The organism is Aliiruegeria sabulilitoris (assembly GCF_001558155.1).
GTDB lineage: Bacteria > Pseudomonadota > Alphaproteobacteria > Rhodobacterales > Rhodobacteraceae > Tropicimonas > Tropicimonas sabulilitoris.
The window spans coordinates 1-25,397 of record NZ_LOAS01000039.1 but is presented as its reverse complement, the minus strand read 5'-3'; the positions used below and the strand labels follow the sequence as shown (position 1 = coordinate 25,397).

The 25,397-nt window shown below is 59.8% G+C and carries 20 protein-coding genes and 3 pseudogenes; 13 read left to right on the top strand and 10 right to left on the bottom strand.

Annotated features, from left to right (window positions below; genetic code table 11):
• Positions 1–449 precede the first annotated feature (449 nt).
• On the top strand, positions 450–1,286 hold the full coding sequence (locus AX756_RS22520) for a DUF2189 domain-containing protein (protein ID WP_068317474.1): 837 nt from the start codon (positions 450–452) through the stop codon (positions 1,284–1,286).
• A 1,140-nt stretch (positions 1,287–2,426) separates the two neighbouring features.
• Here the strand turns inward: AX756_RS22520 and AX756_RS22515 are convergent.
• The 5 genes from AX756_RS22515 to AX756_RS22495 all read right to left on the bottom strand — a co-directional run bounded on the left by AX756_RS22515 (position 2,427) and on the right by AX756_RS22495 (position 9,626).
• Complete coding sequence (locus AX756_RS22515; RefSeq protein WP_068317471.1) at positions 2,427–3,062, bottom strand: ABC-type transport auxiliary lipoprotein family protein; 636 nt, start codon at positions 3,060–3,062, stop codon at positions 2,427–2,429.
• Positions 3,063–3,070: 8 nt separating this feature from the next.
• Entirely contained in the window at positions 3,071–4,810 is a 1,740-nt protein-coding gene (locus AX756_RS22510; RefSeq protein WP_068317468.1) for an MlaD family protein, read from the bottom strand.
• Between the two features lie 9 nt (positions 4,811–4,819).
• Positions 4,820–5,605: an ABC transporter ATP-binding protein gene (locus tag AX756_RS22505; RefSeq protein WP_068317464.1), complete on the bottom strand. Its 786-nt coding sequence runs from the start codon at positions 5,603–5,605 to the stop codon at positions 4,820–4,822.
• Between the two features lie 2 nt (positions 5,606–5,607).
• Positions 5,608–6,693, bottom strand: a complete 1,086-nt coding sequence (locus tag AX756_RS22500; protein ID WP_068317461.1) for an ABC transporter permease — start codon at positions 6,691–6,693, stop codon at positions 5,608–5,610.
• 437 nt (positions 6,694–7,130) lie between these two features.
• Positions 7,131–9,626, bottom strand: a complete 2,496-nt coding sequence (locus AX756_RS22495; RefSeq protein ID WP_082739298.1) for an arylsulfatase — start codon at positions 9,624–9,626, stop codon at positions 7,131–7,133.
• A 183-nt stretch (positions 9,627–9,809) separates the two neighbouring features.
• On the opposite strand from AX756_RS22495, the gene AX756_RS22490 reads away from it, so the two are divergent.
• Complete coding sequence (locus AX756_RS22490) at positions 9,810–10,823, top strand: helix-turn-helix transcriptional regulator (RefSeq protein ID WP_082739297.1); 1,014 nt, start codon at positions 9,810–9,812, stop codon at positions 10,821–10,823.
• A gap of 5 nt (positions 10,824–10,828) precedes the next feature.
• Here the strand turns inward: AX756_RS22490 and AX756_RS26905 are convergent.
• Positions 10,829–10,927, bottom strand: a pseudogene (locus AX756_RS26905) (IS481 family transposase); the annotation flags it as partial.
• A gap of 6 nt (positions 10,928–10,933) precedes the next feature.
• Between AX756_RS26905 and AX756_RS25830 the strand changes: the two are divergent.
• Both AX756_RS25830 and AX756_RS26485 read left to right on the top strand, forming a co-directional pair.
• Positions 10,934–11,104, top strand: coding sequence for a hypothetical protein (locus AX756_RS25830; RefSeq protein WP_156461627.1), 171 nt, complete (start codon positions 10,934–10,936; stop codon positions 11,102–11,104).
• Positions 11,105–11,776: 672 nt separating this feature from the next.
• Complete coding sequence (locus AX756_RS26485; protein WP_231701148.1) at positions 11,777–12,052, top strand: hypothetical protein; 276 nt, start codon at positions 11,777–11,779, stop codon at positions 12,050–12,052.
• A 201-nt stretch (positions 12,053–12,253) separates the two neighbouring features.
• Here the strand turns inward: AX756_RS26485 and AX756_RS22475 are convergent, their stop codons facing one another.
• Complete coding sequence (locus AX756_RS22475; RefSeq protein WP_068317448.1) at positions 12,254–13,282, bottom strand: IS110 family RNA-guided transposase; 1,029 nt, start codon at positions 13,280–13,282, stop codon at positions 12,254–12,256.
• 107 nt (positions 13,283–13,389) lie between these two features.
• Between AX756_RS22475 and AX756_RS22470 the strand changes: the two genes are divergently transcribed.
• Positions 13,390–13,572: a hypothetical protein gene (locus AX756_RS22470; protein ID WP_231701147.1), complete on the top strand. Its 183-nt coding sequence runs from the start codon at positions 13,390–13,392 to the stop codon at positions 13,570–13,572.
• A 78-nt stretch (positions 13,573–13,650) separates the two neighbouring features.
• Positions 13,651–13,827 (top strand): annotated as a pseudogene (locus AX756_RS22465) (IS6 family transposase); the annotation flags it as partial.
• Between the two features lie 98 nt (positions 13,828–13,925).
• On the opposite strand, the pseudogene AX756_RS25255 reads toward AX756_RS22465, so the two are convergent.
• From AX756_RS25255 to AX756_RS22455, 3 genes and pseudogenes are all read right to left on the bottom strand, one after another.
• A pseudogene (locus tag AX756_RS25255) lies at positions 13,926–14,168 on the bottom strand (transposase); the annotation flags it as partial.
• 74 nt (positions 14,169–14,242) lie between these two features.
• Positions 14,243–15,568, bottom strand: coding sequence for a carbohydrate porin (locus tag AX756_RS22460; RefSeq protein WP_082739295.1), 1,326 nt, complete (start codon positions 15,566–15,568; stop codon positions 14,243–14,245).
• A gap of 88 nt (positions 15,569–15,656) precedes the next feature.
• Positions 15,657–16,640 carry an AraC family transcriptional regulator gene (locus tag AX756_RS22455; protein ID WP_231701149.1) on the bottom strand — a complete coding sequence of 328 codons (984 nt, stop codon included), beginning with the start codon at positions 16,638–16,640 and terminating at the stop codon, positions 15,657–15,659.
• Between the two features lie 304 nt (positions 16,641–16,944).
• Here AX756_RS22455 and AX756_RS22450 point away from each other — a divergent pair, with 304 nt between their 5' ends.
• From AX756_RS22450 to AX756_RS22420, 7 genes are all read left to right on the top strand, one after another.
• Complete coding sequence (locus AX756_RS22450) at positions 16,945–18,276, top strand: metal-dependent hydrolase family protein (protein WP_231701146.1); 1,332 nt, start codon at positions 16,945–16,947, stop codon at positions 18,274–18,276.
• Between the two features lie 271 nt (positions 18,277–18,547).
• Positions 18,548–19,924 (top strand): amidohydrolase family protein, encoded by a 1,377-nt coding sequence (locus AX756_RS22445; RefSeq protein ID WP_231701145.1) that lies wholly within the window; start codon positions 18,548–18,550, stop codon positions 19,922–19,924.
• 106 nt (positions 19,925–20,030) lie between these two features.
• Complete coding sequence (locus AX756_RS22440; RefSeq protein ID WP_194247519.1) at positions 20,031–21,692, top strand: amidohydrolase family protein; 1,662 nt, start codon at positions 20,031–20,033, stop codon at positions 21,690–21,692.
• A complete protein-coding gene (locus tag AX756_RS22435) occupies positions 21,689–22,045 on the top strand; it encodes a hypothetical protein (RefSeq protein ID WP_068317435.1) in 357 nt (118 codons plus the stop codon). Before AX756_RS22440 ends, AX756_RS22435 begins: the two co-directional genes overlap by 4 nt.
• A gap of 155 nt (positions 22,046–22,200) precedes the next feature.
• A complete protein-coding gene (locus tag AX756_RS22430; protein ID WP_082739293.1) occupies positions 22,201–22,878 on the top strand; it encodes an ABC transporter ATP-binding protein in 678 nt (225 codons plus the stop codon).
• The gene (locus AX756_RS22425; RefSeq protein ID WP_068317431.1) at positions 22,878–24,200 is read left to right on the top strand and encodes an ABC transporter permease; all 1,323 of its coding nucleotides are present in this window, start codon (positions 22,878–22,880) and stop codon (positions 24,198–24,200) included. The genes AX756_RS22430 and AX756_RS22425 overlap by 1 nt, the downstream gene beginning before the upstream one ends.
• A 20-nt stretch (positions 24,201–24,220) precedes the next feature.
• Positions 24,221–24,877: a DUF3299 domain-containing protein gene (locus AX756_RS22420; RefSeq protein WP_231701144.1), complete on the top strand. Its 657-nt coding sequence runs from the start codon at positions 24,221–24,223 to the stop codon at positions 24,875–24,877.
• Positions 24,878–25,397 lie beyond the last annotated feature (520 nt).

The following is a 25,397-nucleotide window of genomic DNA, read 5'->3' as shown; positions in this document are numbered from 1 at the left end:
ACATCACATCAATCCGCCTCTGGCTCCGCCATTTGTCAACATGACCTAGTAGGAGCTATCGCGCATACGAGTCTGAGAAAACAAGACTTTTTTATGCGGGCGCAAACGGTCGTTTTCGGCACGCGTAGCGACGAAGCCAGAAACCTTGAACAATCCTGTGCCACAAACCCTTGGCAAGACGCAGTTTGGTTTTGACACGTTTTTGGCACGGTCTTGTAGGGCCGACACTGGTGCGATGTGCAGCATCCGGAAAATCGGGCTCGAAGCGGCTGTTGGCCGCTCTGATCAACAAGGTCTGCTCAGGGCCTGTCAGCGGACTTAAGGCCATTCCCCCTTGCCCTAATGCCTTACCTGATACAGATTTGTATGCGGGGCAGGGATGTCTGTTATACCTCTAGATCTGTTGGCAAACGGACCCGCGCGGCGCCATGCTTTGGGAGGAGTATGTCATGACATCCAATACCGAAGGTTCCACACCACCGGATAATCAGACGCCGCAGCGGGGCATGCCCGAGGTTAACAAGGTGACGGCGGATGATATCACAGCGTCGCTGAAGGCCGGGTTTTCCGACTTTCTGGCGCGCCCCGTCATGAGCGGCTTCTTCGGCCTGTTCTATGCGGTTTTTGGAATCCTTCTTGTCTGGTGCCTGGCCTGGCTCGGCAAGATCTGGATGGTCATTCCCGCCGTGATCGCCTTTCCGCTGGTAGCCCCCTTCGCCGCCGCCGGGCTCTACGAGATGTCTCGCAGGTTGCAGACTGGGGAGAGTTTCGGCTGGTCCGATATCCTCTCCGTCATGGCCAATCAACGCAAGCGCGAGATGGGCTGGATGGCCTTTGTCACCCTGTTCATCCTGTGGGTCTGGTTCTACCAGTTCCGGACCGTGCTGGTGATCGTGCTTAAGGATTCCTCTTTCTCGGATCTGGACGGGTTCCTGAACACGGTACTCTTCACGCCCGAGGGCTGGACCTTCCTTGCCATCGGCTCCTGCGTAGGCGCCCTCCTGTCGGCTGTCCTGTTCTCGGTGACCGTCGTCGCCATGCCCATGCTGCTGGACCGGGAAATGGATTTCATATCCGCCATGATCACCTCCGTTCGCGTCGTCACGGAAAACCCGGTGGTCATGCTAAGTTGGGCGGCGATCATCTCGGTCACCATGTTATTGTCACTCGTTCCGGCGTTTCTGGGTCTGATCTTCACCCTGCCGATCCTTGGCCACACCACATGGCATCTCTATCAGCGGGCCGTGCAACCAGCGGAAGGGGGATCTGTTCAGCCATCACCTTGAGCAGGTGCCTGCATACTTGGTCCACAGGGAAAAAACGCCCGATTTTCAGGCCGTCGAGAAGCAAGCGCTCGGGTGTGCCGAATGGAGTGATGCTAGCCCACCACGGCAAGCGTGTTCTGCCAATCCAGAAGATGGCTGGACGAACTGGCCGAACGCTTCAGAGGATCTTATCTTCCCTGCCGGTGGCAGGGTTGATCCTCTATGCGACGGGGTCGAGAAGCCTATCCGTCGGAGACCTCACTTTGTCCTCGATGGCCGAAGACTTGCCAAGTCCGCTTTGGGCCCGGTTCTGCGCTTCGAAATACAGACCTTGCATGGCCACTTTCTGTCCGGATGAGGACGCGGCATGTGCCAAGCGTTCAGCCCACGCGACGGGAGGCCTTGCGCAGGAGGCGAACTACAGGGATGCACATTGGGAGCGGCGGCTGTGCCCGCACTGCGGACACTGAACTGCCGGACAATGCTGCAAGATGCTATGAAGAGTTGGTTTTGGGAAATCGTGCCGCGGGGATGACCATCCTAGGGGAAGTCCGGTTGCCGCCCATGCTGCATGTCGGGTGGCCGGAGGTAGGCCGTCATCTTCATCGGGCCGCCACGTCACCGAAGGTCCGAGCCCATGCATGAAGCGGAGAAGATAGCGGTAGAACTTCTCCTGAAACAAAACTCAGGGGTGTGTCAGGTGACAATGACCAATACAGCCTACGCCGTCCCAACTTCGGCCTTCGGCCTTCTGACTGGCGCCGTCGGCGGACGGTCAATCGCAAATCGCACCGCGAGTTGGAACCTTTGAGCCCGCGTGACCTCGCAGAACTGCGGATGAGTGGTGCCGGGTTCCACTGCATTTCTATCCATGCTGCCAAACGGGCCTGACGACCGTCCAACCCGAATGCCAATCTCTGCAGGCCAAATTCGGGCTTTGCGACCAAACGCTCGCGCTGGCTACGGAATTTCATCGTCTTGGCGCAAACGTTCTCTATCCGCTACTCAGGTCTCAAGAGCGGATTGTCGTTCAATCGGCTCATGGTTCTCTTAGGGGGCTCTCATGTCGCCCCTACAATGGCGTCAGTGACGAAATGCCGTCCCCGGTTCGGTGCGAAGTCGCCGGATCGAAACGCCGGGAGTTGACGAAGGCAATCGCGCTCAGGATGAGCCGAAGGCGATCCCGCGGGATTCCAGAACCCATTCCGCGAGATCAGACAGGATTTCATGGGCGGCACTCTCGTAGGCTGCAATGATCGTCGGTGTCGCAACGTCGGGCAGGGCGGCCACCCGGGTGAAGGTTCGACTGGTCAGAATGGTGGCATTGTCTTCGCGCACCAATCGGGCAACGAGGGTCATCCGGACCGTTCCCGCGTCCTCATCGGGCAGGATTTCGGCATGGAACTCTGAAAGGTTCGTCACCAGGGCCACATCTCCGGAAAGGGCCAACGGGCTGCGGCCGACATACCGGAATGCGCCCGTACGTTCGAAGCTTTCGATCAATGCAGACCGTATCATCGAGGGGGCGGTTTCACTCCACCTTGCGTCCGGCAGGTATTGGACCTGAGCCGACGAAGGCCGTACAACGATCCGGTCTGTATTGAGAACACCGCTGGCGGTGGGCTCCTCGATGATGAAGTCGATCCCTTGAGGACGCCCGCGCGCCACGGCAAGCGATTTCGGAGCCCGGATATCATAGACATCGAGTGGTTCACTTGCGCGGTTGAGCGCGCCGACGGCAGAGCATCCGGCCAGTGCAATGGAGGCGGCGACGGCAAACAGCGTTGTGCGAAACATGGGAAATCTCATCGTCTGAAGGCCGGTTCATCGCGGCCAAGGAAATAGCGCGCCGGGTCGCGTTCTATCCGCCTCACGAGCCGGTCGAGATTGCCGACCAGTTCACGGGTTTCGAGCGCGAGGCGGGAATACTGGGGCAGTCCCTCGTTTGCAAACGAACGCAGCGGCGGACCGAGGCTTGTCGCGGTTTGCCCGACCTCGTTGAAGGCTGCGTTGGCGGTCTCGGCCGTCTTGCGCAATTCGCTCGTGATGACGGGAAGGTCTTCGGTAACCAGGACAATCGCTGTGTCGAGCCGAGAAAGCGCTGCGCGCAGTTCGTTGGTCAACGGGCCGAGGTCTTCGTTCACCAGAAGATCGGCCGAGGTAAGAACCCGGTCGGCGGCCGCGAGCGCGCTGTCTCCCGTCTCCAACGCCGTGTTCAACCGATTGAGTGTATCGTTTGCGTTGGTGAAGGTCCTGGACACGGAATCGAGCGTGGTGGCGACATTGGCCGAGATCGCGTCTGCCCGTCCTGCAGCTGCGGAAAGATCGGTTCCGACCTCTTCGATAACGCGTGCGGCGGTTTCGGTCGCGCCGCGAATGTCCTCGATGATTGCCGGCAGATCGGTCTCGGCCACCTTGGCGGCGGCCTCCACGACGCGCCCGGCATCAGCAATGAAGCTACGGGCCTCGCTCACCAGTGCGGCACCGCTTTCCGATACCAGAAGATCGAACTCGGTCGCGGCTTCCTCTACCGCGACCGCAGCAACCGACATGTCGGCGAGCGTTATGTCGGTGGTCTCCAAGGTTTTATCTGCCTTCAGGATGAAATCGCCGGCCAACGCTCCTGCCTTGCGAAACTCCTCCATCGTGGCACTTGTGTCAGCCGCAAGGCTGTCGATTTGCCGACGGACATTTTCCGAAGTCGCGGCCAAGTTCTCGACCACGCGATTCAAGTCCCGGGTGATGAAGAGATCGGCCGATGCGAGCGCGGTCTGGCCGCTTTCGAGCATCGCATCGCCCTTGTCCAGCGTGCCCTCGGCCCGGCGTGCGATTTCCGTGATACTGACCAGCGTCGTGTCTGCGGTTTCCAGAACACTCGCCGTGGCGGCGGAGATTTCGTCCAGCTTCGCCGTGAAGGCCACAAGTTCATCGCTCGATGTCGCGATGGTGTCTGCGACCGACGAAAAATCTGCAAGAGCCTGCTCGAGATCGCCGGTGGAGCGTTCGAGGTTTGCCAGTACCGTGGATACCCGCGCCTGGTTTTCGGGCCCAAGCAGTTGGCCCAGTTGACGGCTCACCGAGAGCACTTCCTCGACGATTGTCGGCGCATCCTCGCTGATCGCCTGCAGGACCGATCGTCCGGAATTGATCATCGGAATATCGCCTGTCGCGGGCATCGCAAGCAGGGGATCGCGCGGGTCTCCGGCGGACAGGCTCACGAAGGAAACGCCAGTCACCCCCAGCGACTCGATGGTTGCAATACTGGTTCCGCGAATTGGCGTTTCGGCGGCCACTTCGATGCGCACTCTGACAAGGCCGTTATCATCCGGCGACAAGCTGACATCAACGACCTGCCCAACAGGAAGTCCGGCAAACCTGACGTCCGAGGCGTTGGTCAGACCGGAGACAGTCGAGAAGTCGATATCGTAATAGTCGTACTGCCGGTCCAGCTCGACCTGCGCGAACCATACGAAGAACAACAAGAGGCCGATGAACCCCGCAAGGGTGAATGCTCCGACAAGGACATAATTTGCGCGGGTTTCCATTATCTTGGATTAGCCTTTTGCGGGCCGTGCATCAATCGTGCCGCGCGCGGCACGAGCACGCGGCCCGAGGAAATACTCACGGACCCACGGATGATCGACTTCTGCCATTGACGCAACACTGCCAGTGACCAGAACGCGTTTTTCGGCGAGCACTGCAACCCGGTCACAGACGGCGTAGATCGTGTCGAGGTCATGGGTGACGAGAAAGACCGTGAGCCCGAGCGTTCGGGACAAGTCCCGTATCACCTCGTCAAAGGCGGCGGCGCCGATCGGGTCAAGCCCGGCGGTGGGTTCATCGAGAAAGGCAATCTCCGGATCAAGCGCCAGGGCGCGGGCCAGCCCCGCGCGTTTTCGCATTCCGCCTGAAAGCTCGGCCGGGTACTTGTCGCCCGCGTTCCAGGGCAGGCCCGAAAGCGAGATCTTCAACCGCGCGAGGTCCTCTCGCGTCTCTTTACGGAGATCGGGGATTGTCTTCAGTGGCACCTCGACGTTTTCGAGCACCGTAAGCGACGAAAACAGCGCACCGTCCTGGAACATCACGCCGATACGGTCGCTGACGGCGTCAAGCTCCGCTTCGGTCGCGCTTTGCATGTTCGTGCCGAGCAAGCGGACCGACCCCGCACTAGGTTTGTTCAGCCCCGCAATCGTCCTGAGAAGGACGGACTTTCCCGTGCCCGAGCCGCCGACGACCCCAAGGATCTCGCCCCGATACACATCGAGGTCGAGACCGTCATGAACCACGTGGCTGCCGAAGCGGTTCTGCAACCCACGGATTTCAATCACCGTATCCGCCATGTTCAGAGACCGATCTGCTGGAAGAAGATCGAGAAGACGGCATCGGCGAGGATCACCGCGAAGATCGCAGCGACGACGGCCGACGAGGTCATCTTGCCGAGGGATTCGGCGGTCTTGCCAACCTGCAGCCCGGCCTGGCAGCCGATGACCCCGATCAAGACGGCAAAGACCGGCGCCTTGACGAGACCGACGAAAACGTTGGAAACCTCGGTTCCCTCGACGAGCCGGGTGGCGAACATGGCCGGCGAAATGCCGAGTTCGAGCCATGACATCAACGCGCCTCCGAAAAGTCCGGCCCCATCCGCGATCAGCCCGAGGATCGGCAACATCAGCACCAGCGCCAGGACCCGTGGGACCACGAGCGCATGACCCGGATCAATGCCGAGCGTGCGCATCGCATCGATTTCCTCGCGCATCTTCATGGACCCTATAGATGCCGTGAAGGCGGAGGCGGTGCGCCCCGCAACGATGATTGCCGTCAGCAGGATGCCGAGTTCGCGCAGGATCGAGATCGCGATCAGGTCCACGACGAAGACCTCGGCCCCGAACTGGCGGAGCTGGGCGGAGCCCTGGAAGGCGAGTACGACCCCGATCAGGAACGACATCAGGGCGACGATGGGAACCGCCTGAAGCCCCACCGCCTCGCATTGATGGACCAGAGCTGTCAGCCGGAATTCGCGCGGATGGATCACCGATTGCGCAAGCCGGACGATGAAGAGCCCCAGAACACCGGCAAAACGCGCGAACATCACCCCGGCATTGACGACACCAGAGCCGAGCCGGCCAAGAAAACCGGCCAGCCAAGGACCTTCCTTGGCGGAGGGCTCCGGCTCGGGGATGGCTGATGCGATGGTATCGATAATCCGGGCCACATTCGGAGAGGCGCCAGAGATTTTGCACTGTCCCTTTTCGTCAAGGCGTTTCCGGGTCGACAGGATGATCCAGGCAATGCTGGTATCGATGAGTTCGGCGCGCTCAAGGTCGATGAAAACGGGCTGATCTCCGGTCAGCGCGCGCAAGCTTGGCTCCAGATTGGGCAGGTCTCTGATTCCAAGCGTGCCTGCCAGAACGAAACGGATGACACCCATCTCTTTCCTGACTTCAAATCCACCGCCTGCGAGTTTCCCGAACCTGTCCATTTCCCAACCCTGTCACATTGCGAACGGTCTGAGAAGAAACCTCATTCTGCAAGCAATCCCAGCATTGCCGCGGGAATGCTACACCTCATTTCGAGAAAATAGCTCCATTTCCCAAGACCGCTTTTCGGCCAATCCGAAAGCGTCTGGATGCAAACGGTTTAGTTGCGTCGCTCGAACTGCGGGCGAGTTACGCAACAACGCCGGTTGGCACAACATAAGGAAAGAAGGGCGGATACCAGCCTATCGCGGTAATCGCCTCGCAACACTGACAGCAACTGTAATCCGGACGCAAAGGTTGTCCGCGAGCAAAGCCTTCGCCAGCCTTCGAAATGCTGGCATCAGGCAAGGGCTTTGGCCCAAGCCTGATGCCCGCTTACAAAATGACCTCAGTCGCTCGCTTTTTGCATGGCTGCTTCGATCTTCTTCTTGTCGGCCTCGCTCAGTTCCGGCCGGTCGATCCTGATCGTCAGCTTCTCGAGCTTGGCGGTCAGCGGGAAGGGCGGCTTGTAGTCGGCGTCGTAGACGCCCGTCAGAGTGTCTGAGCCCACATCAAACGCTTCGTCCCATTGCAGGATCGTCGGGATGGTGTGGTCCATCTTCTGGCTGGTGACCTCCTTGCCATCTACCTTCAGCGTTCCGGTGCCGCTCTGGCCCAACCCGCTCGGGCTGCCATAGGCGAGGGTTGCCGCGCCGAGCCCGTCATATTTGAAATCGAACTCGACCGTATGCTTGCCGGGGGCCAGCGCTTCCTTTCCTTCCCACTTGATCCGCTTCAGGTTGAGCATGTTCCAGGTGAAGACCGGCTTGCTTTCGAGCAGGTAGAAACCATAGCCGGCAAACCGGCCGCCGGAGGTCAGGATCATTCCCTCGGCTCCGCCTTCGGGCACCACGATCTCGGCGGTTATCGTGTAGGAGCTGTTGAGCAGGCTGGGCGAGTCGCCCTGTGGCACCCCAGTCATGGGTTTGGTGTAGACGAACTCGCTCCGCCCCGCGGTGATGCTCGGGCGCGGCTTGGCAAGCCGCGTGGTCACGGAGGCATCCATCGGGAAGACCTGGTACTTCTTCGCCTCCTCGATGAACAAGGCTTTCAACTCCTTCACCTTGTCGGGGTGGTCCTTGGCGATATCCGTCGACTGGTTCTTGTCCTTGCTCAGATCGTAGAGCTGCAGGACCTGCTTGTTGAGCGGGTCGGGGTTGGGCGTGCCGGGGGTTTCCCACGGCATCCGGTTGACCTCGGTGCTCAGCAGCCAGCCGTCGTGATAAAGCGCCCACTGGCCCATCATCTCGAAATACTGGGTCTTGTGGCGCGAGGGCAGCTCGGCATTGGCCTTGTCGAAGGTATAGGCGAAGCTGGTGCCTTCGATGGGCGACTGCTTGATGCCGTCGACAGTCTCGGGCTGCTCGATCCCGGCCACCTCCAGGATCGTCGGCACGACGTCGATGACATGCATGAACTGGTCGCGCCGTCCCCCCTTGTCGGAGATGCCATTCGGCCAGGAGACCACCATGTTCTGGCGGATGCCGCCGAGGCGGTTGGCGTTCTGCTTGAAGTAGTCGAACGGCGTGTCGAAGGCCCATGACCAGCCGGCGGACATGTGGTTGTAGGTCTCCTCCGTGCCCCAGACATCATACCATTGCATCTGGGTCTCGGCCGGCATCTCGGCGATACCATTGAACCAGGCCACCTCGTTGGGCGTTCCCATCGGCCCGCCCTCGGCGCTGGTGCCGTTGTCGCCGTTGATGTAGATGATCAGCGTATTGTCGAGCTCGTCGATGTCCTCGATCGCCTGAACGACCCGACCTATCTCGTGATCGTTATAAGCGGCATAGGCTGCGAAGACCTCGACCTGACGGATGAAGAGCTTCTTCTCGTCGTCGCTGAGTTGGTCCCAGGGCTTGAGCTTGTCCGCAGGCCAGGCGGCGAGTTTCGTGTCCTCGGGAACGAGACCCAGTTTCTTCTGGTTCTCGAAAATTGTCTGGCGCAATGCCTCGTAACCATCGTTGAAGAGCTTCATGCCCTCGATCTTCTCGACCCACTCCTTGGTCGGGTGGTGCGGCGCATGGGTGGCGCCAGGGGCGTATTTGACGAAGAACGGCTTGGAGGAATCGACCTGGTGCAGGTCGGTGATCCAGTCGATGGCCTCGTCGGCCATGCCGGTGACCAGGTTCCACTCCGGGTCGCCGTCGAACGGATAGATCTGCGTCGTGTTGCGGAACAGGTTCGGCTGCCATTGGTTGGCATCGCCGCCAACGAAACCATAGAAATACTCGAAACCGAGTCCGTTCGGCCATTGCTCGAAGGGGCCGGCCACACTGGCCTGGAATGCGGGCACGTTGTGGTCCTTTCCGAACCAGGACGTGCTGTAGCCGTTCTCCAGCAGGATCCGGCCAATGGTCGCCTTGTCCTTGGTAATGATGGAATTGTAGCCCGGATAGGCCGTCGATTGTTCCGAAATCACGCCGAAGCCCACCGAATGGTGGTTGCGTCCTGTAATCAGCGCGGCGCGGGTGGGTGAGCAGAGCGCCGTGGAATGGATGTTGGTGTAGCTCAGGCCTTCTTTTGCAAGCGCATCCATCGTTTCCGTCGGGATGACGCCACCAAAGGTGCTGGGCACGCCGAAGCCCGCGTCATCGGTAATGATCAGCAGCACGTTCGGCGCGTCTTTCGGCGGCACGATGCGCGGTGGCCACCACGGCGTGGATTTGATCGCTTGTTCCTCGATCTTGCCGCCAAAGGCCATGGGCGGCGGTGGCAACTGCTTGCCGTCGAGCGTTATCGTCGAGGCGGGCGACCCGGAAGTCTCGGCATGGCTTGGCGGCGGAGATTGCATCCCCACGCCAAGGCCCAAAATCAGGGCTAGAATAGCAAGTCTCTGTTTCATATCGGTTTTCTCCAGACTCGAAATACCTTCCCCGGCCAAACGAGTCCCAAGTCCCGCTTTCCGGGTCGTGTTCGCGGTGGCAGTTTGGCAGGTTGCCGATCCGGGAACTTGACATGAATCATTTTCGGCTGTCGGATTTGATTTTACCGGCCAAATTATGTGCTCCGCGGAAGAGGAGGCAGCATGTCTCGGAACATTCCCTTGATACGGGCCGCGTCGCTCATGCCAATGGTCAGGTGGCTGGTCGAACGGGGCCGGGACCCCGGACCTTTCCTGGAACGTGCTGGCATCGGCTGGGTTTGCCGCGATGATCCACTTCTGCCAATCCCGCTAAGTGGTCCGGTTCGTTTGCTGGTGGACATCGCGCGTGTCGAGGGGCCGGATGCGCCCTACCGGATTGCCGGGAAGCGGGGCGGGTTCGAAATCGGATTCATCGGCGCCGCCGCCCTTCAGGGACCAACCGTCCGCGCGGGGTTTCGCAGGTTGTCGCGCCAGATGTCGGCCCATAGCACGCACGAGGTCTTCAGGGTCCGCACCGATGGGCCGGGACTGACTGTCACCGACGGCTGGACGGTGAATCTCGGCGACGACGAAACCCTGCATTTCGTGCAGCAATACGTGGCCGGCCTGGTGGATATGATCTGCAGTTCCGCAACGGGAACCGCCCCCAGCGTCGCGCAGATCGGCCTTGTTCCGCATCCGCGAATGGGCGTGTCTCACCTGCGCGCGTGGCTCGGTGAGCGTGTCTGCGGACGAGACGACCGCTTGCTCGATATTTCGGTCGACAAGGCCGTGGCGGACATGGCCATGCCCGATGAGGTGCGCAAGTACGCGTCCGAGAAATCCCGTTTCCCGGCCCGGCCCCTTACACAGGGAGACACTCTTGCGGACGACGTTGCCGCCCTGATGTCGAGCATGCTGCCGCGAACGAAACCGACCGTCGAAGCCGTGGCCTCGATCGCCGGAATGAGCGAGCGGACCTTTCGGCGGTGCCTGCATGCCGAAGGCGTCAACTTTTCTGAAATCGTCGAGCGGACGCGCGCCAACAGTGCACTTCGCCGGTTGCAGGCGCCGGACCAGCCAATGCTCAAGGACCTGGCCAGAGAACTCGGTTACGCCAATCAGGAAACCCTCACGCGTGCAGTGCGGCGCTGGACCGGAAATACACCGAGCGAAGTGCGAGCGAAAAGCAGGTAGTAGTTGTTCAGCCCCGGCATCTGGTGGATCGGGGTGACGATGACTCGATCCGGTTCTGAAGCCCAGATCTTGCAGATGTATTTGTATGGGGTCAGGCCGCTGAGCACTCCATGACCAAGAGTCCCACCGCCGCCTTCCTGACTATCGTCATTGAAAACTCGGGCCTGACGGATCGCGTGATCGCGCAGCGCGCGGAATCTGCAGAGCCGAACGTTCTGTCGATGATGAAGACCGGCGAGGCAGGCGAGGGGAGAAGACGGGCGCGTGTGGAATTTCCCTGAAGGTCGGAGACGGGGGACTCTTCGATTCATAGAGTCACAAGGCGATCTTTCGCGGCTCCTCAGCGGCGGCACACATGATCGTCCTTCTATTCCTATCGCTCGTCTTCGGAACGTCACCGATCCGGAACTCGCTCCACGAAGATCTGGAGGTACAAAAGTCAGCACTGACTTGTCATGACTCCCTCGGACGAGGTCCGCATCACCGAGCCGGGATATATCTTCGACATCAAAGAAGCTGATCGACTTGCCGAAGCGCCGGATCGGGGAAGAGAGGAGAGGGGCCGATACCTGCGTCGGCGGGTAGGTCAACTATGCGGCGATAGCGACCACTGCAAAAACAGCGCCGACGACGTGGCAGGCGACGTGATCGGCCCAGAGCCGACTTTCGCGCGAGCCGCGGCGGACGGCCGCCTCGAGCCCAAAATAACCGATGCTGCAACATGCACCAAAGTCTGAACATCGCTGCGAAGCGGCCATTTGAAGGTGCGCGTTGCTTCAATTCTATGATGGATGGAAGCGATTTCCACAATAATTTAATTACCTGCCTGATGTTGTGTGCAGTTAATGTTCATATCTCAATCGCGTGATTTCGCGCTACGTACCGGCAACGTCTCGCGGGTCGCCGCTTGACCTCACAAACAGGCTACGTTGCTCGGGTGCTGGTCGGACTGTTTGTATCTTGTATCGAGCAAATTCCGCCTCGCGGTCTCGGCCGACGGCAGTAACTTCTTCGATGGGCTGAGCGTCGACAACGCGAACGGCATCGTCGATCAGCCCCGGCTCCTGCGCTTCAAGGCGTACACCAACTTCGACAACTATGGTGAAACGGCTCTTTCGCATGTGTCTGCTCCTGCAAAGGTTGGGCAGACTCTACATCACGGTGAGGGACCAACGGGGGGCATGTATGAACTGCCTTCCCCTGCAAGCGATTTTTTGATGCACCATTAACCCTGCTTCTATGTATTCGGTCTGTTTGCGGGGCATACATGCGCCCCCGACCAAGATGGGAAGTCGCGCGGCGTGCGTCTCATTAGGTCATCGGCACTCACAGGCCATGCCCCCCGCCAGACTTGCACTCCGCCGATCAGGTCGTTGGTCCATCTCCTTTTCGCCAGCAGATTTCTATGTTTCCGTCTCCACTCGGGTCTGTCACGTGGCCACGAGAGCACTCGGTCGGTAGCGTTCGCCTCTGGTCAGCACCGCCCAAGAAATCCGCGCCAGCTTGTTCGCCATGGCGACGCCGGCAACGTTCGCATGCGCTCTTGCCTTCAGCGCATCGACCCACCGTGCCAACGGAGTCGACCTGTCACGGACAAGATGCAGGACGGTCCGTGCGCCATGGATGAACAGCTTTCGCAAATAGCTGTTGCCATGCTTGGAAATGCCGATGAGACGTGCCTTGCCGCCAGTCGTGATTTGTCTGGGCACCAACCCAAGCCAGGCAGACAGGTCCCGCGCCCGGTGAAAACTGCTCCCATCGCCGATCGCGGCGACGAGCGCAGTGGCGATGGTGGGACCAACGCCGGGGATCTCCATCAACCGCCGCATGTCCTGGTCTTGGCGCGCATGGGTACGGATCTCGGCATCAAGACCGGCAACGCGGTCGTTTACCTCGGCCAGTTCGGCGGCCATGCCGGATAGAATTCGGATCATTCCTGGCATCAGGGAGGAGACGTCATCTTCCAGCAGCCGCCTCAGTTCACGTTGAAAGACATGTCGGCCGGTGCCAATGCGAATACCACGCTCCATCAGGAAGCCACGGGCCTGGTTGACCAGGCGGGTCCGGTTCTGAACAAGGCGCTCCCATGCCCGGTGCTGCGCCTGAAGATCGAGTTGCTCCGGCCGCTTCAAAGTCACGAAGGACATGGTGGGGCGCGTTGCGGCCTCCGCGATGGCTTCGGCGTCTCGGTCGTCGGTCTTGTGGACCTTCACGTAGGGCCGGACATGCAGGGGCGACATCAAGCGCGGGTCGTGGCCCTGCTCGACACAGAAATGACCAAGGTGGTGGGCCCCTCCGCACGCCTCCATCGCCACGATGCAAGGTGGGAGCCTCGACAAGAAAGCTTGGAGCCGATGGCGTTGGACGCGTTTACGCAGGACAACCGCGCCATCCCTATCAAGCCCCGCAACGCTGCAGGTCGTCTTCCCCAGATCAATGCCAAGTACTGCGATCTCCATCGGAATGCTCCTCTCCCTCCGCTGCTTCCACAACAGTAGCTGCGGTCTTGGCGGGAAGGCAGTTCATCCCATTAGGTCAGAACGGCTGCAAACGATGGAGAAATTCCATGACGCAAAGCGACGAATGCTGGAGGCGGCGGCTCGTCATCCTCGCGGTCGCGATGAGCTGGTTGACCGGCTGCGCGACGAGCGCTTCTGACGTCGGCAACTTCGAGGCATGTCCGCCGGTCGACGAGTACAGCCAGGAGTTCCAGGCGCAAGCGGCCCAGGAACTGGCCCGGCTGCCGTAGGGATCGGCGATCGTGGACATGCTGGCCGATTATGCCGTGATGCGGGAGCAGGCGTCGGTGTGTGGAATTGCGTAGTGCGTGCCGTTCCGACGACGGGAGCGGGCCATGCTACGGTTCCGACGGATGCGAAGCTTGCAGAACTTCGCCTCCGTCACCAACCACTTCAAACAGGAACGCAGCCTCTCCAGCCGATATCTCTTCAAGGCCAACCGTACCGCCGCTCTCGCCGGGTGGCGCGGTCTCTGCGCGGCATAAACGACAGTGTCACTGTCCTAGCAGATACGAGTTCGAATCCATCTGACAGCACCTCGAGGCTGGCCACCGGGCCGAGGATATCGTCGCGGGCTGGTTCCGGATCGCCGCAGCGCCATGCCGAACAGCACCTTCATCGTCAGGCAGGTCTGGATGGCGGTATCGCTGTAGGTCTGCTGTCGGCCACGCCTGCCCGTCGGCGCGGCATCCCAGCTCATCCCTGGATCGAACCAGATCGTCAGCGAGCCGCGGCGCTTGAACGCTTCGTTATAGGCCGGCCAGTTCCGGGTCTTGTAGGCGGGGGGGGGGCGGTCTGCCCATGCATCCCAGCTATCACGCTGGATTCACGAGATGAATCCCTCACGGGATTTGTGCAACAGAGCCCCCTTCCGGTGGAAACATATTGGCGGGAGTCGTTTCAGAAAGCAGCCCTCAGCCTAAGCCCGAACATCGCAACCGTATCTTTTGTGGGGTTCAGCGCCGGGTTTTTGATCGCCTGAATGCTCGGGGTCAGCTCAATGCCTTCGGTCAATTGCCATTGCTGGAATACCTCAAGGCTATATTGATCGTCCAGCTTGGACCCGAAGGTGTCTTCGTTTGGTCGGGACCAGTTCAGCCCCGCACCAAGCATGTTCTGGCCCGGGTTGGTCGTGTAGCCGAAACCGGCACTCAGAGCGGTTTCATAGAGGCTGCCGCCATCCTTGGCCCAACCACCGCGAATAAACGGCAACCACGTGTTGTCGATCGCTTTGGAGTAAGAAAATGCAGCCCCGTAGCCGCTAGGGCTACCGGCCGCTGTGCGCTCATCGATTTGCCATAGGGTCACGTGGGCATTATCGAAGAAAAGGGCATCGGGCCCAGAGGTCCACCCGAACTCCAGCGTTTTGAAGGTCTCGAAGTCGTTGAAGAAGGTGTCAAACCCGGCAAGCGGATCGGTCGGGTCTCCGTTGGCGTCGACGATGCTGGCCGCGACATAGTAGTTGTCGCTCAAGAAACCGCCGGCCATCACCCCCAGAGCTCCGTCAGGCAACCCGCCGATGGTGCCCGATCCGGTCTGGAAAGCGAGGTTCGAGAAACCGGACCACGGGCTGGCAAGTGCATAGACATCGGTGTAATCCGTCACGTCCAGCCACCCGGCATAAACGGTGCCGCGGCCTTCAGCAAAATCCTGTTGCCAGTAGAAATGTGTCATCCGCGTGCCCTGGTCGCTGAAGACGGAACTGACCAGCCCGGCATAACCAAGCTCGCTGCCAAAGTCAGTCGGCGCCACGTCTGTAAAGGCATGACGGTGCTCAAATTTGAAGACAAGCTTGCCCGAATTGGCCTGCCCCCGGTTCAACAATTCCCAAGTGCCAAAGATGCGAAGCGCACCGCTGGCTGTGTTGTCTTCTCCCAGGCTTGAGGACGCCTTGTAGCCTAGCACGTTGTAGTCGATACCAAAATCGAACCCTGTTCGCTCCTTTACGCCTGCTTTCCACTCCGACCAGGATTGCTGCTTGTTGATACCAAGCAGGTCGTCAGAATCCTCCGCGTCGGAAGCCAGGACATTTGGCGTTGAGTCGGGGCCGGCGAAGTTGCTGGCGCTTTGGGCAAAAGTTGCCATCGGCGCTGCGGCGAACAATCCGGAAAGTGTCAGCGCGAGGATGTAGGTCTTGAGGGTGGGTTTCACGGGGCTTTGTTCCCTGTCGTTTCGTTGGTGGAAAATGTGAACCAGAGTGTGGTGGAAGGCCTGCAAAAGTTTCATGGCGGCAGCGTCCCGTCGAGCGGTGTAGCTGGCGCTGATCGTCACCGTGATGCCCGACGCGGGCCTGCTTGATCACAGCCACCCGCTTCTACCGCTTTCCGGTTTGAACACGCCGCAGCCGCTGACGATAAGCGCGCGGCGTTTCGCCCGTGGTGGACTTGAAGAACCTCGAGAAGTTGCCGGCAGTGGAAAAACCCAACTGGGCCGCGATGTCTGCGATCGGCGTGTCAGTCGTTTCCAGCGCATCGCAAGCCAGCGCAAGGCGCGCGCGGCGGAGCTCGCTCGCGAGGCTCGTGCCAAGGACAGACAACCCGGCTTCCAGTTCTGCCGGAGCCAGGCCGATCGCCTCGGCCACAGCCTGCTGCAGGTTGTCTTCGTCGCGATTGAGCATCTCCGGCGCTACGGCGGCGATGGCGCGGGTCAGCGACGGGCGCTCCAGTGAAGCCTCGGTTGCAGGGGTGCGGGCAAGACGATTGACAGCACGGGACCGCAGCAGATGTGACGGAAAGCGGACCACCTGCACCGGAGACCCGGTTTCCCGAATGTCGAGGCCTCTGTAACCCGGCGGCAATGCGCGTGCAGAAGGTGTTTCGAGCACCACGTCGCCGGTTGCCCGAGTGTCGTCGCTCAGATCGAGAATCCGAAGCAATGATGCAAATGTGAATCCGATGAGTTGAAGCGGCACTTGGCGCGGACGAAACATGCGTTCTACAGAGTAGGAGGATTGCAGGGGGCAGATTTCCAGACGGTGCCGCGCCGATGCGGTGAATTTCCCCATGGAAAGCACGAGGCTTGTCAGGATTTGGCCGATTGTTTCGCCACCCTTGAGCGCGTCCTGCGTGATAGGCCATGCCTGAAGGTCGAGTTGTTCCCCGACGTGTACGCCGAGCCACGGATCGCCGGTGGCCCGGGCAAGGGACTCGACGAGCCCATAAATCACCTCGGCCTGCACGAGCCGCGAAGGATCTTTCGCGGCTTCCAGCGTAAGCCCGTGAGCCTCCATCAGTTGGTCCAAATCATAGGACCGCGCCTTCAGATAGCCAAGCAAAGGGGAAATCGTGTTCAGTTGCACCAAGGCACTCGCCCGGGCTACGGGGCTTCCCGGGAGGAAATTGGCCTCAGGTAACGTCATGCTCCATATCATGCTTCATCATACTTCGTGATGCAATGAAAACTTATCAAAGTTTCGGAATCTTGGGATAATTTCATCCAATTTTGATAAGTTTTTGCCGCCTCAGGTTGCTAATCTGCGGCGACTGCTGAGGCATCGCCCGAAAGATTCAGTGCGCGCGGACGGCGAGTTTAAAGTGCTCATGTTGGAGCGGTGAACGGCCCGCGCAAGGCGTATGTGGCCTCTGTGAATAGGAGAAAACGGTTTGAAAACCTTGATGAAAATAGCTGTGCTGTCTGTCCTGGCGGCTGGCCCGGTGTGCGCACAAGATGCGCCGCCGCAGGTTTTGTTTTCGAATGTGAATGTGTTTGACGGTGTGAACGAGGCGCTTATCGAAAACGCTTCGGTTCTGGTCGAGGGCAACAAGATCAAGACCGTGTCGACCGACGCCATCGACGCCCCGGATGCGACAGTGATCGATGGTGGCGGGCGCACGTTGACGCCCGGGTTGATTGACGCTCACTGGCATACGCTGCTCTCTTCAATTACGTTAGAGGAAGGTCAATCGGAAGAAGCGGACTATCTGCATGCACGCGCGATTGCCGGCGCTGAGGCAACGCTCCTGCGCGGATTTACCACTGTCCGTGATGTCGGCGGGCCGGCTTTTGGTATCAAGAAAGCCATTGATGAAGGTGTAATTGAGGGGCCGCGCATTTTTCCCAGTGGGGCATTGATCTCCCAGACTTCAGGGCATGGTGATTTCGGTCAGGTGTGGGAAGGTCCGCGTGCCTTCGGATGGGGTCCACCACGTTTTGAGCAGCTTGAGATCACCCGGGTGGCAGACGGGGTGGATCAAGTTCTCGCGGCCACACGCTACAACCTGAAGAAAGGGGCAACCCAGATTAAGGTTATGGCCGGCGGGGGTGTGTCGAGCCTGTATGATCCTCTGTATGTCAATGAATATACTGCTGAAGAACTAGAGGCTATCGTGGATGCGGCGACTGACTGGGGTACCTACGTTACCGTGCATATTTACAACGAAAAAGGAATTGCCCGGGCATTAAACGCCGGCGTTAAGGGTATCGAGCATGGACACCTGATGAGTGAAGAAAGTGCAAAACTCATGGCGGAGAAGGGCGCCTGGCTGTCCATCCAGCCGTTTTACCTAGATATTCCAGGTGCAGAGACATTAGACCCAGATCGCTATGCAAAGTTTGTTCAGGTCGTAGATGGTTTTGAGAAGACGATGGGATTTGTAAAAAAATATGACCTGAATATGGCCTTTGGAACAGACCTTCTCTTTTCACCGAATACCAACGGTCAGCAGGCCGATCTTCTTGCCAGATTTAAAAACTATTATAGCGATGTCGAGATCCTTCGTATGGCGACTTCCAACAACGCGAAGTACTTTGAATTGAGCGGACCCGGGCATCCCTACCAGGAGGGACCGCTGGGCGTAATCAAGGAAGGTGCCTACGCCGATATCCTGTTGGTGGATGGAAATCCTTTAGAAGACGTCTCGATCCTGGGTGACAACGCAAAGAACATCCCGCTGATCATGAAGGACGGCGTGATCTACAAGAACACGCTTCAGTGACAACGACCGCCCGCCGCGAAAGCGCGGCGGGCGACTTCATGGCCGGGAGACCGATAGTTGCACCGAAAACTTATCAAAAGGTCGGATTCTCGGGATAATTTTATCCCATTTTGATAATTTTTTGCCGCCTCAGGTTGTTAGTCTGCGGCGACTGCTGAGGCATTGCCCGAAAGATTCGGTGCGCGCGGACGGCGAGTTAAAAGTGCTCATTTTGGAGCGGTGAACGGCCCGCGCAAGGCGTATGTGGCCACTGTAAACGGGAGAAAACGGTTTGAAAACCTTGATGAAAATAGCTGTGCTGTCTGTCCTGGCGGCAGGCCCGGTGTGCGCACAAGATGCGCCGCCGCAGACTTTGTTTACAAATGTGAACGTGTTTGACGGTGTGAACGAGGCCCTCATCGAAAACGCTTCGGTTCTGGTCGAGGGCAACAAGATCAAAACCGTGTCGACCGGCGCCGTCGACGCCCCGGATGCGACAGTGATCGACGGTGGCGGGCGGACGATTACGCCGGGATTCGTCGAGGCCCATGCCCACTTCGTGCTCATGGGGCCATCGGTGCCGGCCATGGAAGCCCAGAAGACCTGGGAGGATTTCGGCATTCACGCTAGCAAGATGGCCGAGATGTACTTGATGCAGGGCTTCACCACCGTGCGCGACGCGGGTGGTGCTAACGGCGGCATTCGCAGGGCAATCGATAGCGGGTTGATCGTCGGTCCGCGCCACTATCCTTCCGGTGCGTTTATCGGCACGAGAGGGGGGCATGCCGATTTCGCCGACTTCACTTCCCCGCCTGGTGCAGAGACAAACGTAGGTCGATTGAACATCTCGCAACAGGTCAACGGCCCTGACGACGTGCTGAAATTCGCGCGCAACAACTTCCGCATGGGTGCCACCCAGATCAAATTCATGCAATCGGGTGGCATCATTTCGGCATTCGACCCGTTCACATTGCTTGCCGGATCAAAAGAGGAACTTGAGGCGGCGGTTCAGGCCGCCAACGAGTACGGCAGTTACGTCATGGTACATGCCTATCGCAAGGAAGCCGCGATGGCCGCGCTGAATGCTGGCGTCAAGTCCATCGAACATAATTTCGGCTTCGACGAGGAAATGGCAGAGCTGATGAACGAGAAAGGCGCCTACATGACGGCCAACCTGACCGCCTTCGATACGTCGATACTGGAAATTCCGCCAGTGCGCGACGTTCCAGCGAGCCTGGCCAAAGCGACAGCGGCAATGGAGATGTTTAAGAACCTCATTCCCAACTTGAAGAAATTTCCTGTCAAGCGTGGCTTTAATACGGACTGTATCGATACAGTTGTAATGTGCAACATCCAGATTGCCTACGAGAAGCATTTGCACGCGAAGTATTTCAGCGCCTACGAAGGACTGGTGGCGATGACATCGGTGGGTGGAGAAATTGTCGCCCTGTCTGGCGATTTCATGAACCCATATCCGGAAGGCAAGATTGGCGTCATCGAAGAAGGCGCTTACGCTGATCTGTTGCTCCTCGACGGGAATCCGCTCGAAGACTTCTCTGTCGTCGGCGCGTCAGACAGGTGGCTCGACGCAGAGCCGCGTCCTGACAGCCCCGAATCGATCCTCATCATCATGAAGGACGGCGTGATCTACAAGAACACCCTTCAGTGACAACGATCGCCCGCCGCGAAAGCGCGGCGGGCGACAAGTGAGCAGCCTCTTGCGGAGCGCGCTTTTTGCCGGCGCACTCCTGGAGATTAAAAAGCGAGAACCCATCGTGAACAAGCTGATTTTTTCGTTATGCGCCACCGTATTGCTCGCCGCAGTGCCTGCAAAGGCACAAGACACCTATGACCTCGTCATTCTAAACGGGCGGGTCATGGATCCGGAGACCATGCTCGATGACAGGCTGAATGTGGGTATCCGGGACGGGCGGATTGCTATCATCACGCCCAGTGACATCAGCGGAGACCAGACGATTGACGCCACCGACCATGTGGTGACCGCAGGTTTCATCGACACGCACTTCCACGCACTTGACGGCCTATCACTGAAGATGGCCGCGCTTGATGGCGTAACCACCGGCATGGACCTGGAAGTCGGTGCGATAAAGGTGGATGCATGGTATGCGGCAAAGCAGGACGCCTGGCCGCTCAACTATGGCACGGGCATCAGCCACGAAGGCGTGCGGATGCAGGTGCATGACCCTGAAATTGAACTACCAGACTGGGCCGATACTCCGTTGCTGGTCGGAAAGCTCCGGGCCGACGGTTGTGCTGACGGTGTCTGCGGCTGGTCGGACACGCGTAGCGATCTTGATCATCTGAACCAGATACTTGCCCTGATGGACGAGGCCTATAAGCAAGGTGCGCTTGGTTTCGCGTCCACTGTTGGATACATGACCGGCGGCGTAACGACATTCGAGATGTACAAGGCCCAGGAACTCGCTGCCCGCTATGGTCGCCTGTCCGCTGCCCATGTGCGGTTTCACACCAATCCGGTCACTCCGGAAGCCCCACTTGGCACCTCTGAGATGCTGGCCAATGCCCTTGCACTCGATGCCCCCCTGCTCGTGATGCACAACAATGACTATGGCTGGTGGGAGAACGAGGAGAAACTGCAGAAGGCAAGGGACGAGGGCTACAACGTGTGGTCCGAGTATTATCCTTACACTGCGGGATCAACAAGTATCTCAGCAGAGTTCTTCAATCCGGAAAGCTTTAAGGGCGTGTTGGGTCTCGAATACAAGGACACCATGTATGACCCGATTGCCGACAAGTTCCTGAGCGAAGACGAATTCCTGAAAACTCGCGCGGAAGATCCGAGCCGCATTGTCGTGGTCTTCAACAAGGACCGGACAAAATGGCTGCCGTACTGGCTCCGTATGCCGCACATGACGGTCGCCTCGGATGCCATCTATTCGGGCAAGGGCGTGGATTCCTGGGATTTGCCGTTCTCAGACTACCTGGGTCATCCAAGAACTGCGGGTTCCAGGGCAAAGGTGCTGCGCCTCGGCCGCGAGGAAGGCGTGCCTCTGATGTTCACGCTGGCCCAGTTGAGTTACTGGGCGGCCAAGCATCTGGGAGATACCGGCATAGTGGCCATGCAGGAACGCGGTCGCATGCAGCAGGGCATGGTTGCTGACATCGCGATCTTCAACCCTGCAACGGTTACCGATAATGCCACATACAAGCTCGGCGAACAGGGATTGCCAAGTTCCGGAATTCCCTACGTCATCGTCAACGGTCAACTGGTCGTCAACGAGTCCGAGTTTCAGAAGGTCTGGGCCGGCCAACCGATCCGCTTTCCGGTCCGGGAAACAGGTCAGTTCAAGCCCGTGACCGAACAGGTCTGGGTCCAGAATTTTAGCATTTCCACGATCACCATAGATGATTCCGGTGCCAGGCCGGCGGGCGTATCCGCGGAGGCAAAACAGTGACGACGGAGCCCCTCAACATCGGGGAGGGTGGTTCCGCCACCCGACCCCGATGGACGGGATTTCGGCTGGCCCTTCTGGCGTTCCCGCTGGGACTCGGGCTGATGCCGGGTTCGGTTGGCGCCGAAAACAAACCGCAAGTGGGCCCGGTTGCCAAGCATGTGGAGGCTTCTACCGCGTTGTCGGAGTTTGTCGCGGATGCCTCCATTGATATTGGACAGATCAGAGCGGAGCTCGGTGGCAGCATGCCCGGCTCCCTCACAGAATCCGTGTTCTGTTCGATCCACCAGGTGTACGAGATACGTTCGAACGCCGGGCAATATGCCGTGTATGATCCTTTGGGATTGGACAAATGAACCCGTGCTGCGACAGTGCCACGCGTTTCCACCCCACATACTGCAAGCCTGCCAGACAACCCAGTCAAATCGCATGAAGAACACCGTGTATCGAACTGTTTTGAATGCTCTGCTTGTCTGGGGCTTCTGGGTCATGTCGAGTCCCGGGCTCGCCCATGCGGATTGAACGGCTTGTCTACCGATGGCCGGGCGCGGAGCGCAGCACGCTGGAGATTGGCGCGCTGTCTCTGGCGTCCGGCGAGAGCCTGTTCCTGTATGGACCGAGCGGCTGCGGAAAATCGACGCTGCTGTCGGCGATCGCGGGAGTGGTTGATGTGCCGAAGGGGGCCATCCGCCTGGCGGATCAGGATCTTGGCGCCCTGCGCGGTGGTGCGCGGGACCGGTTCCGGGTGGATCACGTCGGCATGATCTTTCAGGTGTTCAACCTCATTCCGTGGCTGAGCGCGCTCGAGAACGTCCTTCTGCCCTGCACATTCTCGCAGCGTCGCCGCGCGCGTGCGGGCGACGATCCCGCGGGAACGGCCCGCCGACTGCTTGACGAATTGGGTCTGTCCGATCCGTCGCTGGCATCCAAACCGGCCAGCGAGCTCAGCGTGGGCCAGCAACAACGGGTTGCCGCCGCGCGTGCGCTGATTGGCAAGCCGGACCTGATCCTGGCGGACGAGCCGACCTCGGCGCTCGATGAGGCGGCCAAGGCGGCCTTCGTCGACCTGCTGGCGCGGGAATGCGCCGAAGCGGGCACAGCGCTGCTTTTCGTCAGTCATGACCGCAGCCTTGAGCGCCATTTCGACCGTGGCGTTGACTTCCTCGCCCTGAACGGGAGCGCCGTTTGATGCTGGGGTTCAGCTTGCGCAGCCTGTGGAACCGCCGGTTCGTCGCCGGCCTGACCGTGCTGGCCATCAGCCTCAGCGTGGCACTGATCCTCGGTGTCGAGCGGCTGAGGGACGGCGCGCGCGACAGTTTCGCCAACTCCGCGTCGGGGATCGACCTGATCGTGGCGCCGCGCGGCAATTCCGTTCAGATCCTGATGGCCACCGTTTTCGGCGTCGGCGGCACCGGGACCGGCATGACATGGGAGAGCTTCGAGTGGCTGGAAGATCGGCCCGAGGTGGCGTGGGCCGTGCCGATACAGATGGGGGACAACCATCGCGGCTATCCGGTGATCGGCACCGATGGCTCGTATTTCGAGCATTTCCGGCACTCGGGCGGTCAGCCTCTGTCGCTGGCTGAGGGCGCTTTTTTTGCCGGGAACGTGGCCGATGCCGCCGTGGTCGGGGCCGAGGTGGCAGCGCGGTTCGGCTATGACTTGGGTGCGGTGATCGTCAACGCCCATGGTTCCGGCGAGGTCTCCTTCGACCTCCACGACGACGCGCCGTTCACCATTTCGGGCGTGCTCGCGCCGACCGGCACCGCAGTCGACCGGATGGTCTTCGTCACGCTCGAGGGCTTTGACACCCTTCATGCGCAGGAAGACGCGCCGCTGGCCGACCCACTCGACCCGGCCGCCATGCCCGCCGACGGTCATGGTGAGGATGACGCGCATGACGATCATGAAGAACAAGGCGGCCATGAAGGCACCGGGGCCGGACGCGGACACGAACCGGACCGGATCAATGCCGTCTATGTTGGGCTGATCGATCGGACCAGTGTCCTCGGTCTGCAGCGGGCCGTCAACGATCGCCCCTCTGACGCGTTGAGCGCCGTCCTCCCGGCGGTCGCGCTCGCCGAGCTCTGGGGGATCACCGGGACAGCGGAGCGTGCGATGCGACTGATGGCTTGGGCCGTGGCTTTGGCAGGAATGATCGGCATGGTGGTCATGCTCTCTGCGACCCTCGACACCCGCCGGCGCGAATTTGCGATCCTGCGGTCAGTCGGCGCGACCCCCAGCCGCATCTTTGCACTGATCGTCACGGAAGCCGCCGTCCTCACCGCCGCGGGGCTGATCCTTGGCCTTGCTGTGCTCACGGTGGCCACGGTCGTGACCGACCCGATCCTGTCCGCCCGTTTCGGTCTGCGATTGGGATTGAATATCTTCGGGGCGCGCGAACTGGCCACCCTTTTCGTCATCTTTTGCGCGGGGCTTCTTGCCTCGCTTATCCCGGCAGTCCGGGTCTATCGCATGACGCTGGCCGACGGGCTGTCGGTCCGGCTATGACAAACCAAAGGGACTTCTCCATGACCATGTTCGCCCGTCTCGTCTTGATGCTCTCGCTTGCTGTTCCTCCGGGGCTGGCGCAGGCGGCTGACCCTCAGGAGATCTCCTGGGATACGCTCGCGCCTCCGGCCGCCGTGATCGAGAACCCGTTCGAAACCATCACCTACGACCAGATGGACACCCTCCGCCAGATCCTGCGGTTCGAGACAGGGGCCGAGCAAAGCGATGACGCAGAGGCGCGCACCGAGGCGCAAGCGTTGCGCGAACAACTGTCCAAGGACGGCCTCGATGTCGACGGATTGTTCGCTGCGCGTGTGGCGATCATGGAGAAACGTGAAGCGGCAGCCTCAGCGGTGAACGAGGACATCGTCGGCACGAGTGTCCGCCTACCGGGATATATGCTGCCCTTGAAATTCAAGGATCGAAAGGCGGTTGAGTTCCTTCTCGTGCCCACCGTCGGCGCCTGCATCCACACCCCACCACCGCCCGCCAACCAGATAGTCCATGTCGTGTATCCCGAGGGCATCGAGGTGGACGTACTTTTCAGGCCCGTCTGGATCACCGGGACCATGGTCGCCCAGAGTTCGGTTCAGGACGTCGGGTACGTCGATGGACAGGCCCCGGTCTCCGTGAGCTATTCGATGCAGCCGGTGCTGGTCGAGAAATATGGCGGGTGAACGACGATGCATGGGACAGATCGGTATCTCGGCATGGCGGGTTGTACGTGTCGGCGAAGGCGTCGCGTCCACGAGACGTCAGATCGAAATGGGTCGGATGCTGCCCACCCAAGAAGGCATCGTGCGGTGCCAGACGAGTGCGTCCGAAACACCCACTGACTGAGGTAATTCCTTCTAAAAGCACATAAAATCAATAACGTAAGAGTCGGAGAAGATTGGGCGTCAGGCCCACCCCTTCCGACAGTCGCCCGCTACACGAAACATAGAAAAAGGATTTCTCGCTCTTGGGGGAGTGGACAGAGTGTCTTTTAGAACCAGCACTTCAACCTCTGGTTGTGTGTGCTCGGCGTGCAATCCAAGGTGGAGGTCCGCAAAGCGCATGGAAGCAGCCTCCTGCGCAAACGCAGCGAACTCACCCTTTGTCCGCGCACCGGACCTTAACCGATACTCGCCCAATGGCGGCAATGCGCATGACCTGTCCCCCGGAAAGTCCCTCACCGTGATGTAGAGTCTGCCCAAC